The organism is Candidatus Zixiibacteriota bacterium (assembly GCA_040756055.1).
Taxonomy (GTDB): domain Bacteria; phylum Zixibacteria; class MSB-5A5; order GN15; family FEB-12.
Genome location: JBFLZR010000009.1, coordinates 41657 through 54610, shown reverse-complemented (window position 1 = coordinate 54610; position 12954 = coordinate 41657). Strand labels below are relative to the sequence as shown.

Here is a 12954-nt window from a genome sequence, read left to right as displayed (position 1 = left end):
AACATGACCATTCAGCAGTCCTCCAGCGGCATCGGCCTGACACGATGCGCCGTTTGTAAAATCGATCTCAAGGGACGATTCGTATACGTTGATGAAAAAGTCGAGGATCTGCTCGGCTATACCAAGGAAGATCTTTTCGGGAAATCCCTGCTTGATTTCATCGATGAACCATCACAGAAGTTAATAGAGCAGCTTCTGTCGCATCGCAATCACTACGAAACCTTTTATGACTCCACTACAATAACGTTGCTCGACCAGCAGCGCACTCCGGTCGCGGCACGGGCCGTGGTGTCGCTGAACTTCATCGCCGGGAATCCCGTAAATTACCAGCTTATAATCGACCAGACGGACCTGGTCGAAAGTCAAAGTCCGTCCGAAATGACTTCTCACTACAAGACAATTCTGGAAAACCTGGCTTCTATCGACGGCAAGCCGGAATGGAGACAGTTGCTTCAGGCTGTTTGCCATTCGGTGAGGGCCCGTCAGGCATGCGTATATATGATCACCGGTGAAAGTCTTCAGCCCCGCTCGGCCGTAAGCGGCGAGGATGCCGGAGAACACGTGTTTAACGCCGTTGGCGATCCCGGCGATTTACACCTCGACATCGCTCAAACGGGTAACGATTACTCCTTTATCGATCAGGATGCAGTCCAGGCGGTGATTGAGAGGTATGGTTCGGCTCCCGATGAGTATATCAGCCGTGTCGAGACGCCCGATGGCTCTCAATACCTGGTTCGCCTGATTTTCCCCGAGGACTTTGATCACCGTCAGGCGGGAAGCGCCATAGCCGCTGTCAAATGTGCGCTACCAGTAGTGGCCAGGATGGTGAGGACCACCGGCGAAACTACGGCAGCTTCTGACCCTCTGCGCGATATCAAGTTTACGATTGGCTTTCTGGATTCGCTCGGCATAGCGGCTCTGCTTACTGATCACGAAGGCGCGGTCATCGGTTATAACCCCTCGGCGTTGACCATATTCAATGAAACACAACTCGAAAGCCATTACCGCGACGCTCTTAAACCGCTAATGGAATACAACGCCCCCGACATTGAAAAACAGATAGTCGACCACATCGCGACCCCCGACGATCAGCAAGACCATTACGCCGACCTGGCAGTGGAGATCAAGACATCACCCGGCGATTATGCTCGGCTGATTGTCATGAAGCTCGGCGACAGCCCGGATGATCTGAGCAGTTGCCTTGTTTTCATCCCCGGCCTGGCCGCCAACGACAGTATGTTGTCCGGCGCCCCCGACTGGAAGATGTGGCAGGCGGTGCTGACCAATCTGAGCAAATCGCTGAAGACCGTGTCATACACAGCCGATCAGGTCTGCCACGAGTTCTATAACGAACTCGGCGAAAAAGGCAACAGTTGCATTGAGAAAATAGACGCTGCTATGGGTAACCTTCTCGATGTCGTCCGGCGCTTGTCCGGATTTGTGCGCCAGATCAAGATTCACGACGCGGCTCAGGTCGTCGATTTGAACCTTCTCGTCAATCAGCAAATCCAAAAGATATTTAACGCGTATCCCGGCGCCGCTGTCGACTGTACATATAAAAACTTACCCAAGATAAAAACACATCAGCGCCTGCTTGGCGCCGCTCTTTACAATGTCATGGCCAACAGCGTCGTTTTCGGCGACAAAGGCAAGACAACCATCAGGATAAAAGCCGAGGTGTCGGCAGAACGATGTACTATCGACGTAGCCGACAACGGTATGGGAATAGCGTCCAAATACATTCCCAGACTCTGCGATTTCTTTTACCGTGTGCCGGATAAGAAAGTCCAGAGCATCCCGGGGCTCGGCCTGGGACTATCGCTGACCAGAAAGCTTGTTGAATCTCTTAAAGGTGATTTACACATAACATCGACCGAAGGGGAAGGGACCCTGGTAAGAATCTCAATACCTTTGCTGTGAGGTGCTCAAGTGCCGGTGCCGCAAAACGGTCCGCGAATATTAATCGTCGAGGAAAACGGGTATCACGGCATGCTTATGGAGCAGCAGTTAGCCCGCCGACTCGACCGCCCACTGGTCGTCTTAGTCAAAACTTACGAACAAGCCTTAAAAGCCATTCAACATCAAAAATTCGATATCGCCGTCGTTGACTTTTCAATAACCGGATGTTCGGGCACGCATCTTGTTCGGGTCCTGCACCACAGCGATCCCGAGTTGGCCCTGATTGTAGTCGCGGAAAACATCTCCGAACAGATGACAAAGGAAGTCTTCGGGTGCGGCTGTGAGGAGTTGTTGATAAAAGACAGTTCCTATTACGCCGTGATCCCCCGAATGGTGAGTGGATTGTATCGACGCAGGCAGAGTCTGTCTCAGCGTGCCGACAAACCGGCGCTGCCGTCAGAACGGTCTGCCAGAGGTTATGAACATGAACTGGCCGAACCACTGAATACAATTCTGCAGACGGCGGAGAAGATTCTGACCGAGAACGGCTGTATAGACGATGAGATGACCAGTCGAATTACCGCTATCCACAGGTCGGCGCAGCAACTCAAACATCTTTTCGAGCGCACCGAGACGAGACAAAAGGAAGGTTCAATCTCCCGTATCGATAAGGTCTTAGCCGGCCAAGACGAGTCGTGTTTTTAGGTCAAAACGGCCAAATAGGTCACTTTGAAAGTAATATCAGTTGACAAATCACTCCAATGGCTTATTCTTTAGCCTGTTTTTTGTATTTTAAGGGCAAAATAAAATGAATTCTATGACCGGGTTTGGAAAAGCCGAATTAAAAACCCCAACCGGCAAATATACCGTAGAGATTTCGAGCGTTAACAACCGCTTTCTCGAAATCAACCAGCGCCTGCCTCGCCAGTTCTTCACCATGGAGCCCAAAATCAGGGATCTCGTTGGCGCCGCAGTCAGCCGGGGAAAAATATCTATATATGTGGGCTTTGATGCCAACAATGGACTCGAGGAGCAGTACCGTATCAACAAGACAGCCCTCAAGTCATACTACAAGCAGTTGATAGCCCTCCGTAAAGAGCTGAAAATAGCCGGCGAAGTGACCATGTCGGATCTGATACTTCTACCCGAAGTCGCGAAGCCCGAAGAGGATAGTATCGATGACGAAGCAATCTGGAACGATCTTAAGACGGCTACCGACAAGGCTCTCAAAGGTCTAACGGATATGCGTCGCGCCGAGGGAGCGGCTATGGCCCGCGATATGAAAAAGCGCCTGGCTATTCTATCTAAAGAAGTAAAGCAGATAAAGAAATTCGCCGTGGGTGCGGTCGACCGCTATCGCGAGAAGATAACAAAACGCCTTGAAGAACTCCTTGATAAACCGCTCCCTGAAAACATAAGAATCGAAGAACAAATAGCTCTTATGGCGGAAAAGACCGACATAACCGAGGAATGCACACGCTTTCTGAGCCATTGCGATCAGTACCAGGCCGCCCTCAAGGACAGCGGGCCGCAAGGCAAAAAGCTCAACTTTATACTACAGGAAATGAATCGCGAGGCGAATACTATAGCCTCCAAGTCCGCAGACGTCGAAATCTCTACTATGGTTATCACCATAAAGGAAGAAACAGAGAAGATTCGCGAGCTGGTGCAGAATGTTGAGTAACGGTGACGACCTCTCAAGAGTATGAAAAGCAAACGCGGTAAGATCGTTGTCATATCATCACCGTCCGGCGGCGGCAAGACCTCTATTTGCCGCAAACTCTTAAGTCCCGCGCGCAAGAGCAAAGGCTGGCGCTTCTCCGTATCATACACGACGCGCGCTAGGCGACCCGGCGAGCGCAACGGACGGGAATATGTCTTTGTCAGCGAACGGGAATTCCGCGACAAGGTAAAGGCCAATTACTTCGCCGAACACTTTAAGGTTCACCTGTATCACTATGGTACTCCGCGTAAACCGCTGGAACAGGCTGTAAATAGCGGCGGTGTGATCCTTCTGGATGTCGACGTACAGGGGGCCTTCAGGATTAAGAAGGAATACCCCGAGGCAGTTACGATTTTCATTTTGCCGCCATCAACTTCAATGTTGCGCAAGAGACTGAGAAGGCGCGGAACCGAAACCGCTGAACAACTTAAAGTGCGTTTTGACAACGCGCGTAAAGAGATGAGTCTCTACCGCAAATTCGAGTATGCTGTTATTAATGAGGACCTGGATACCGCCGTAAGTGAGGTTCTGAGCATAATCAACTGTCATCATTGCCGCACCGAGAACATAAAAGAGGAACAAATCAGAAAATTGTCAGTTTAATTGATTAATTTTCGAATCAGGAGGACGAAGTGCATAGACTACCGATCGATCAACTGGAGAAACTTGGACTTAACAGATACGAAGCCGTAATTGTCGCTTCGCAGCACGCCAGGGGCTTGAACAACAAGCGCTTACGGTCTCTGGAGAAGATGGAAGAAAACCCGGCGGTCGAAATAGAGGCCCGCAAGATTACCATGGTCGCTCTCAAAGATCTTTTGGAGGGAAGGGTTAAGTTTACGCGTTCCAATTCGATGTAATATATATCTCTGCTTCAACCTGGACCAATAAAGGAACCCAATGGCGAAGAACTTACTGATCGTAGAGTCACCGGCCAAGACAAGAACCCTCTCACAATTCCTGGGAAAAGATTTTGAAATTATGGCCACCATTGGCCATATCCTCGACCTGCCCAAATCGAAGCTCGGTATCGACCCTAAAAAGAATTTCGAACCGGAGTATATTGTCATCAAGGGCAAGGAAAAGGTAATAAAGGACCTCAAAAAGGCCTCGAAAAATGCGGAGACCATCTTTTTAGCGCCTGACCCTGACCGCGAGGGAGAGGCTATTGCCTGGCACGTCGCCAACAGCATCAAAGGTACCAAAGCCAACGTAGTCCGGGTAGCTTTTAACGAGATCACCAAACCGGCTGTAACCGAGGCAATCGCCAATCCCCGCGACATTAATATGAATCTCGTCAACGCCCAGCAGGCCCGGCGAGTGCTTGACCGCCTGGTTGGCTATACTGTCTCGCCATTTCTTTGGAGTACGGTGGCGCGTAACCTTTCGGCCGGCAGGGTCCAGTCTGTCGCTCTACGCTTGATTGCTGAACGTGAAGTAGCTGTGCTTGCCTTTCAACCTCAGGAATACTGGCAAGTTCAAGCCGAACTGACGACAAAAAAGAAACAGAATTTTCTCTCCAAGCTGTACAAGATCGATGACCTCACGGTCTCATCGCCAAACGGCTCCAATAGCAAAAAGATCGTCATCAAGTCCGAAAAGGAAGTTCAAAAATACATCAAGGAACTCGAGAAGGCCGACTACGTTGTTTCTGACGTTAAGCATTCAGAGAAGACCAAAAGACCCTCGCCTCCTTTCATAACATCGACCCTGCAGCAGGAAGCTGCCAAGAAACACGGTTTTAGCGCCAAACAGACGATGTCCGTCGCCCAGAAACTCTATGAGGGAATCGAGTTGGGCAAAGAGGGACCGGTCGGGCTGATCACTTATATGCGCACGGACTCCACCCGTATTTCCAACGAGGCCATCAAAGCGGTCCGCGACTATATCTCGAAGAGTTTCGGCAAGGAATATCTACCTGCCAAGCCGATTCAGTATGGCAAAAAGAAAGGCGCGCAGGATGCGCACGAGGCGATTCGCCCCACTTATCTGGATCTGCCGCCGGAAAAGCTCAAAAAGAAACTCACTGCCCAGCAGTTTAAGTTGTATTCGCTAATCTGGAACAGGTTTGTGGCCTGTCAGATGAACCCGGCCGAGTTCGCCGTCGAGACGGTTCTCATCGATGCCGGACGGTTCACTTTCCGGGCTGTCGCCGAGAAAGTTACCTTCGACGGTTTCCTGAAAATCTACCACGAAGAAAAAGAGCCTGACGAAAACGGCAACGGCAACGGTCTTGATGCTCTGCCGCCTCTGAAACCGAAAGATTCGCTTAATCTGGTAGCGTTGACTCCCACGCAGTCGTTCACCAAGCCGCCGGCCCGTTTCTCCGAAGCTATGCTGGTGAAAGAGTTGGAAGCCGAAGGGATCGGCAGACCATCAACCTACGCTACCATCATATCGACTCTGAAGGACCGCAAGTATGTCGAGGTCGAAGAACGCAAGCTTAAACCCACCGAACTCGGCATCGCTGTGAATAAGATTCTGGTCGAAAACTTCCCGGACCTGTTCAACGTCAAATTCACGGCCGAGATGGAGAGCGAACTCGATCTGGTCGAGGAAGGTTCCGACGACTGGGTGAAGGTCCTGAAGGAGTTCTACAAACCTTTCAAAAAGACCATCGATGGACTCAAGGGAAAGCAGAAAGAAATCAAGGCGTCGATGGAGGAAAAGACGGACATCAAGTGCGAGAAGTGTGGTTCGCCCATGGTGATTAAGTGGGGACGCAACGGACGCTTTTTGGCATGCTCCGCTTATCCCGAGTGCAAAACCACCCGTCCGTTGCCGGAAGAAGAAGCTCGCACGAAAACCGACGAGAAATGCGAGAAGTGTGGCTCACCGATGGTGATCAAATCGGGAAGATTCGGGCGGTTTATGGCTTGTTCCGCTTATCCGGACTGCAAAAACACGAAAGCCATTACTCTCGGCATTAAATGTCCCCGCAAAGGCTGCTCGGGCGAGATCACCGAAAAGCAGACCAAGGGCCGAAGAATCTTTTACGGTTGTTCGAATTACCCGAAGTGTGACTATGCCAGTTGGGATATGCCGGTAAAGATGGAATGCCCGGTCTGCCACCATCCGTTCATGGTCCAGAAGGTCTCGAAAGCCAAAGGTGACTTTTATCGCTGCCCCGAATGCAAACACGAAATGACCGAAAAAAGCACCGAAAAGAACGCGGTGACCTGATTCGGCGTATCATCGAAAGACAAATGAATGCCGGAGCCAACTCGCTCCGGCTTTTCTATTTGCACGGGGAAATCAAAGTAATTGACGCTGCACCCCTTTTTGAATATCATGACCTCATGTTATCCAGGTTGCTGTCTGAGTATATGAAGGCGCTTCAGTCCGATAAAAGATACGCCGCCAAAACTATCGAGGCCTACCGGCGAGACCTTTCGCCGTGGGTGAGATTCCTCGAGGAGCGATACAAGGAACTTCCGTCGGCCCGCAAAAATGACCCTCTGTTTTTGCGACTCTACCTTCGCGCTCGTTCGGAAGAAAATATTTCCAATCGCTCTCTCGCCCGGTTTCTATCGGCGCTTTCGGGATTCCAGAAATTCATCTCAGCAGAGACTCATCGAAAAGAATATCTGTTCAAACTGCCGGTCATGAAATATCGCTCCCGAATACCCGATTTCGTGCCGCAATCAGACATCAATCGCCTCTTTCGCCACGACAACGTCGATCTGGACAAGAAAAGGTATTCCTATTGGCGCGATTACATAATGATAGCGCTGCTATATGCTACCGGTATCAGACGCGAAGAACTTGCGTCAATCAGGCTGGGTGATATCGATCACGCCGGAGGAACCATCACCGTCACCGGAAAAGGCAACAAAATCAGGGTTGTCCCTGTCGGCGAGAATACTCTCGAGGATCTTAGAAAATATCTGAAAGTTCGCGATGAATTTCTGGCGACGAAAGGCGCGGGGTCGTCGAATTTGCTAGTCAACCGGGATGGCCTGCCGCTCTCGGTACGTTCCATCGACCGCCTGGTGAAACAATTCGCCGCCGCGGCCGGTATGAACATCACTCCCCACACGCTGCGCCATTCTTTCGCGACGCACCTTCTGGAGAACGGCGCCGACCTCATGCTGATCAAGGAGATCCTCGGCCACGCCACCCTGTCGACAACTCAAAAATACACACACATAACGGCGGAATCGATGAAAAAGGCTTATAAACTGGCGCACCCCCGATCCGGGTCAAAGAAATAAATGAGGAGAGGTATGAAATTACACGCAACCACTATAGTTGGCTTAATACATAAAGGACAGGCCGCCCTGGCGGGCGATGGTCAGGTGACGTTTGACGATACCGTCATGAAGACCACAGCCGTCAAAATCAGAAAGCTCTGTGACGGGAAAATACTGGCCGGTTTTGCGGGCGCTGTTGCTGATGCTATGGCCCTTTATGACCTGCTCGACAAAAAGATCGAGGAATACGGCGGCAATCTTCAGAAAGCTGCCGTCGAGCTGGCCAAGGAGTGGCGCACTGACCGCAGCCTGCAGCGTCTCGAAGCGGTCATTGTGGTCACCGACAATAAACATATTCTGCTGATCAGCGGTAACGGTGAGGTCATTGAACCGGATGACGGTATCATCGCTATCGGCTCCGGCGGGTCTTATGCGCTGGCCGCGGCGCGGGCCCTTATGATGGCCAACCCCAAAATGACCGCCGAAAAAATCGCCGAGAAATCACTCGAGATCGCCGCTGATATCTGTATCTACACAAACAAGAACATTAAGGTCGAAACACTCAAATGAACGACAATTATCTCAAGCCGAAAGAAATAGTAGAACACCTCAACAAATACATCATCGGTCAGGATGACGCCAAGAAATCGGTTGCGATTGCTCTTCGTAATCGATGGCGCCGTCAGCACGCCCCGGATGATATCCGCCGGGAGATCATGCCCAATAATATCATCATGATCGGTCCCACCGGAGTGGGCAAGACCGAGATAGCGCGCCGTCTGGCGGATCTGGCAGCGGCGCCGTTTATAAAAGTCGAAGCATCGAAATTCACCGAGGTCGGCTATGTGGGGCGCGATGTCGAATCGATGGTCCGCGACCTCGTCGACATCGCCGTCAACATGGTGCGGGTGGAAAAGTCGAGACACCTTCAGTCAAGAGCCGAACAGAACACTATCGAGAGACTTCTCGACATGCTCATAGGACCACCACCGAAACCGAAAGGTGACAAAGAGGTAATTGAAAGCGACGCCGATTCATGGACGCGTACGAAAGAGAAGTTTCGTCAGAAGCTGCTCGACGGTAAACTGGATGAACGAGAAGTGGAATTAGACACTCCGCAAAGCCAGTTTCCGGTCATCGAAATCTTCTCGCCCATGGGGATGGAAGAACTCGGCGTGAACTTTCAGGAGATGTTCTCCGGCCTGATGCCTCAGAAAACCAAACGCCGCAAAATGACCGTCAAAGAGGCGCGGAAGTTCATCCATAACGAAGAACTCAACAAGCTGGTGAACATGGATGAAGTGATACCCGAGGCGCTGGAACGGGTTCAGGAATCGGGAATAGTCTTTATCGATGAGCTTGACAAAATTGTCGGTGATTCATCGAAAGTCGGACCCGATGTCAGCCGCGAGGGAGTCCAGCGGGATATTCTACCGATCGTCGAAGGTTGCGGCGTAACGACCAAGTATGGCATGGTTCACACTGACCATGTCCTCTTCATCGCCGCCGGAGCGTTCCACGCTACCAAACCGTCAGACCTGATACCGGAACTCCAAGGACGTTTTCCCATCAGGGTCGAGCTTGATTCGCTCTCCGCCGATGATTTTCAGCGGATTCTTTCCGAACCTCAGGCGTCACTGGTCAAACAATATAAGGCTCTGCTTAAAACCGAAGGCCTGGAGTTGGAATTCTCCGCCGAGTCAATCAAGAAGATTGCCGGCTATGCTGAAAAGGTCAACCGGGAATCGGAAAACATCGGAGCGCGGCGATTGCACACGATCATGACAACCCTGCTCGAAGATATTCTCTTTGAACCGCCGGCAAGAAAGAAGCAGATCGTTATTACCGGGAAGATGGTTTCCCAACGCCTCGACAAAATTATCGAAAACGAGGATCTCAGCAAATATATATTGTAGTTGAAAAAGCGGCCTCAGATTGTGAAATACCTGATATCGCCGATGAAGCTGTTGCAGGCCATATAAAGCTTTTTCGGCGAGGACCCATAGTTGGCCGTTTGCGAGTCTATGCTGTTACCGAACCCGCTGGCTCGTTTCCCCATCAATTCAATATCGCCGACAAAATTGGAGCAATGCGTGAAGACGGGAAGATCCGCCGGCGCGTAGATACGGATGTCGCCTATGAAGCTTGAAATGATAATCCGGTTGAGCCCATCGGAAAGCACTCCTCCGGAAAGCCTGATTTCAAGATCCCCGACTCCCGCCGAAATCTCCACGTTGTGAATATTTACGCCGCGAAAATCAATCAGCATATCACCAAGCGACTTACTGTATTTGAGCTTGCCCGAATCATCGGTAGAAGGGCTCTCCGATGTCGTCGCCTGTTCGTAATTGCTCGATCTGTATGAAGTATCCTCGGGCGAAGATGCAGATTTCCCTGTGGATTGTGTCTGCTCCTGCTGCTGATACATCTTGTCTACGTCGGGCTCGGCGTCTCGCGGCGGCGTCGGTGGACAATAAAAAGAAGCGGTCGAAGACGGAGCGGATTGTCTCTTACGGCGTGCAATCAGCCAGAAACCAACACCTATCATCATAAACGGAAACAAAAGACCCATGGCCTCCCCGGGGTCGAATAAGCCGGTGGACTCTCCCAGTAGCAAAAAGCCAAAGAATACGAACGCTATTCCGAAAATGACTTTAGTTCTTGGTTTCACGCGCTGTCAATCCTTGTTCCTGTATCTACTCTAGATTACGTAATATTACAAACATAGTTCCGGTTGGCAACTTTAATATTTTTACCCCTGTATCAACTGCCGCCTCGACTTTTTTGACAAAAAAACTTTCGCCGGTCGGATAACGGCTTGACTTTGCCGACCCAAAGCTCTTTATTCCACAGGATTTTTTGACCTAAAGGATCTTCTTAAATACGAGGAGGTGGCAATGCCCCGTTCTTTGACTCAAATAACCGATTTCACCGCCAAGGAAGTTCATGAGATATTCGATCTGTGTGCGCGGATGAAATCCGGGAAAATCGCGCCAAAACCGCTCGAAGGCAAGTCCGTCGCCTGCATTTTTACCAAAGAATCACTCCGCACCCGGGTTTCTTTCGAAGTCGGCATCCACGAATTAGGCGGTCACCCTATCTATATCACCGATAAAGAAATAAAGCTCGGACAACGCGAATCAGTCGCCGATGCCGCTCAGGTGCTCTCCCGTTACGTGGGTATGATCATGATCCGGACCTATAAACAGTCCGACGTAGATGAACTGGCCAAGTACGCCTCGGTACCTGTCGTGAACGGACTGACCGACCTTGTGCACCCCTGCCAGATTCTCGGAGATTATTTCACCATGCTGGAACATCTAAAACCCAGTGACCGGTACAAAGTGGCATACGTCGGTGATGGCAACAACATATGCAATAGCTGGCTCAACCTCGCCTCGCTTATTCCTCTTGACTTCAGAGTTGGTACGGCGCGAGACACCCAACCTGACCCGACAATCATCGCGAAGGCGAAAGCTAACCCGAAGAGCAAGGTGCTGATTACCGATGATCCGATGGAAGCTGTCGCGGATGCCGACGCGGTCTATACAGACGTCTGGGCCTCCATGGGCCAAAAGGATCAGGCCGAAGAGAAAGCCAAAAAGTTGGCTAAGTATCAGCTCAACAGCACTCTCCTGAAAGCCGCCAGTCCGAACGCCATCGTTCTTCACTGTCTGCCGGCAGAGCGGGGAAGAGAAATCACCGACGAGGTGATGGATGGGCCGCAGTCGGTGGTATTCGACGAAGCCGAAAACAGGCTGCACATTCAAAAAGCAATTATGGCCTTCCTGCTCCAGCAGTGATCCCTGACGATGCATATCAAATAGTGAAGCCCGGTCGTTGACCGGGCTTTTTTTGGTCAATTAGTATCATTGACTTCGCGCCTGATCATAAGTACAATTAGCGCCATGAAGGAAGTACTCAAATATTCCAAGTGTTTTGTCTGCGGCGATTCCAACAATCACGGCCTTAAGGCGAAATTTCTGTTCGACGGAGAGAAAGCTACAACGGATATCGTGGCCAGCGACTGTTTCGAAGGTTACCGCGGCATATATCACGGTGGGATAATCTCCGCACTTCTCGATGAAGTTATGATCAAGGCTATCCTGGCCGAAGAAAAATACGCCGTTACGGTGGAGCTTACAGTGCGCTATCTGCTTCCTGTAAGGGTGGGCGAAAGAGTACGGTTCACCGGTCGAGTGATAAAGACTAAGGGAAGGGTGACCTTTACCGAGGGCGTGGCAATGGGCGAGAATGACCAGGTATATGCCACAGCCACCGGCAAGTATATTGAAGCCGACCCGAATATGAAAAACGAATTGATGAAATCGGTCGGCTAAAAGGTTATAAAGTATTTCAACATCTCTGAAATTCGACCGCCTCTCAGGTCCGGCCCGTCATACTGCTTTTTCAAGTAAGTTCAAGTCAAACAAGCACTTCATGTGACATATTGAGGTTGGCACCGTGCTTGCATCTCTATTTGACATGACCGAGAAAAAACCGCAGCTCAAATGCTACCTGGCCGCCTTTAATAGCCCCAGACTGGACCCCTTCCTGGAATCCAATGGCTTCTCGAAGGGAATGATCTGTTTCTCGATACCCGCTTACGGTATCCTCTTTCGTTGTCGTACCGAAGGCGAACTTCTGGACTTGGAGTTTGGAGCGTTGTTCTCACTTTTGGAATTTGTAAAGACAAAACTAAGCGATGAGAAAATCGGAAGCGTTCAGATTTTGTCGTCCAATCCCCAGTTGGTTTTCGCTTTCACCGAAAACTCTACTCTCATGAAGCCCGGCAGCGTCAGGCGCAAAATTGTCGAAGAATACGCCAAAAAATTCAAGATAGCTATCGGCTACGTTGCGCCGGCGGATAATCGCGCTTTAGTGTCTCCCGCGGAGTACCCCTCTTTACCGGTTGACCAGAACGTTAAGCTCAGTTTCGACGCCGAAGAACTCAGGAAAATCGAGTTTAAGCCCTTTCAGAAGGGTGTGAAGGTTTAACCGGACCTCTTTTGTCTTGACAATGCTGCCCATCAGCCTAAATTGAAATTATAAGCCCGATTTGCGGGTTTCACAGCAGCTATTTACTTATCAATTGCGTGGCATTAAACTCCAGCACTGTCTGGCGGGAGGCAATTAGGA

The 12954-nt window shown here is 50.6% G+C and carries 13 protein-coding genes; 12 read left to right on the top strand and 1 reads right to left on the bottom strand.

Features of this window, described 5'->3' with window-relative positions; genetic code table 11:
• Positions 1-3: 3 nt before the first annotated feature.
• The 9 genes from AB1483_13570 to hslU all read left to right on the top strand — a co-directional run bounded on the left by AB1483_13570 (position 4) and on the right by hslU (position 9731).
• A complete protein-coding gene (locus AB1483_13570) occupies positions 4-1920 on the top strand; it encodes a PAS domain-containing sensor histidine kinase (GenBank protein ID MEW6413479.1) in 1917 nt (638 codons plus the stop codon).
• 9 nt (positions 1921-1929) lie between these two features.
• Positions 1930-2604, top strand: a complete 675-nt coding sequence (locus AB1483_13565) for a response regulator (GenBank protein ID MEW6413478.1) — start codon at positions 1930-1932, stop codon at positions 2602-2604.
• Between the two features lie 103 nt (positions 2605-2707).
• Complete coding sequence (locus tag AB1483_13560; GenBank protein ID MEW6413477.1) at positions 2708-3583, top strand: YicC/YloC family endoribonuclease; 876 nt, start codon at positions 2708-2710, stop codon at positions 3581-3583.
• 21 nt (positions 3584-3604) lie between these two features.
• Complete coding sequence (gene gmk / locus AB1483_13555; GenBank protein MEW6413476.1) at positions 3605-4225, top strand: guanylate kinase; 621 nt, start codon at positions 3605-3607, stop codon at positions 4223-4225.
• A gap of 29 nt (positions 4226-4254) precedes the next feature.
• Positions 4255-4482, top strand: a complete 228-nt coding sequence (gene rpoZ, locus AB1483_13550; GenBank protein ID MEW6413475.1) for a DNA-directed RNA polymerase subunit omega — start codon at positions 4255-4257, stop codon at positions 4480-4482.
• A 40-nt stretch (positions 4483-4522) separates the two neighbouring features.
• Positions 4523-6805 (top strand): type I DNA topoisomerase, encoded by a 2283-nt coding sequence (gene topA, locus AB1483_13545; GenBank protein MEW6413474.1) that lies wholly within the window; start codon positions 4523-4525, stop codon positions 6803-6805.
• On the top strand, positions 6754-7836 hold the full coding sequence (locus AB1483_13540) for a tyrosine-type recombinase/integrase (GenBank protein ID MEW6413473.1): 1083 nt from the start codon (positions 6754-6756) through the stop codon (positions 7834-7836). Before topA ends, AB1483_13540 begins: the two co-directional genes overlap by 52 nt.
• A 12-nt stretch (positions 7837-7848) precedes the next feature.
• Entirely contained in the window at positions 7849-8385 is a 537-nt protein-coding gene (hslV, locus tag AB1483_13535) for an ATP-dependent protease subunit HslV (protein ID MEW6413472.1), read from the top strand.
• Complete coding sequence (gene hslU, locus AB1483_13530) at positions 8382-9731, top strand: ATP-dependent protease ATPase subunit HslU (protein MEW6413471.1); 1350 nt, start codon at positions 8382-8384, stop codon at positions 9729-9731. Before hslV ends, hslU begins: the two co-directional genes overlap by 4 nt.
• A gap of 14 nt (positions 9732-9745) precedes the next feature.
• On the opposite strand, the gene liaF is transcribed toward hslU, so the two are convergent.
• Complete coding sequence (gene liaF / locus AB1483_13525) at positions 9746-10486, bottom strand: cell wall-active antibiotics response protein LiaF (protein ID MEW6413470.1); 741 nt, start codon at positions 10484-10486, stop codon at positions 9746-9748.
• Between the two features lie 226 nt (positions 10487-10712).
• On the opposite strand from liaF, the gene argF reads away from it, so the two are divergent.
• The 3 genes from argF (at position 10713) to AB1483_13510 (ending at position 12813) form a co-directional block, all read left to right on the top strand.
• Entirely contained in the window at positions 10713-11618 is a 906-nt protein-coding gene (gene argF / locus AB1483_13520; protein ID MEW6413469.1) for an ornithine carbamoyltransferase, read from the top strand.
• A 105-nt stretch (positions 11619-11723) separates the two neighbouring features.
• Positions 11724-12155, top strand: coding sequence for a PaaI family thioesterase (locus AB1483_13515; GenBank protein MEW6413468.1), 432 nt, complete (start codon positions 11724-11726; stop codon positions 12153-12155).
• Positions 12156-12279: 124 nt separating this feature from the next.
• Positions 12280-12813 carry a hypothetical protein gene (locus AB1483_13510; protein ID MEW6413467.1) on the top strand — a complete coding sequence of 178 codons (534 nt, stop codon included), beginning with the start codon at positions 12280-12282 and terminating at the stop codon, positions 12811-12813.
• The last annotated feature ends 141 nt before the right edge of the window (positions 12814-12954 follow it).

What these genes read in the sequence shown, in the direction of transcription:
- hslV (MEW6413472.1), top strand. Translation starts at nt 7,849, where the DNA reads ATGAAATTACACGCAACCACTATAGTTGGCTTAATACATAAAGGACAG.
- AB1483_13570 (MEW6413479.1), top strand. Translation starts at nt 4, where the DNA reads ATGACCATTCAGCAGTCCTCCAGCGGCATCGGCCTGACACGATGCGCC.
- argF (MEW6413469.1), top strand. Translation starts at nt 10,713, where the DNA reads ATGCCCCGTTCTTTGACTCAAATAACCGATTTCACCGCCAAGGAAGTT.
- AB1483_13560 (MEW6413477.1), top strand. Translation starts at nt 2,708, where the DNA reads ATGAATTCTATGACCGGGTTTGGAAAAGCCGAATTAAAAACCCCAACC.
- topA (MEW6413474.1), top strand. Translation starts at nt 4,523, where the DNA reads ATGGCGAAGAACTTACTGATCGTAGAGTCACCGGCCAAGACAAGAACC.
- gmk (MEW6413476.1), top strand. Translation starts at nt 3,605, where the DNA reads ATGAAAAGCAAACGCGGTAAGATCGTTGTCATATCATCACCGTCCGGC.
- AB1483_13540 (MEW6413473.1), top strand. Translation starts at nt 6,754, where the DNA reads ATGCAAACACGAAATGACCGAAAAAAGCACCGAAAAGAACGCGGTGAC.
- hslU (MEW6413471.1), top strand. Translation starts at nt 8,382, where the DNA reads ATGAACGACAATTATCTCAAGCCGAAAGAAATAGTAGAACACCTCAAC.
- AB1483_13515 (MEW6413468.1), top strand. Translation starts at nt 11,724, where the DNA reads ATGAAGGAAGTACTCAAATATTCCAAGTGTTTTGTCTGCGGCGATTCC.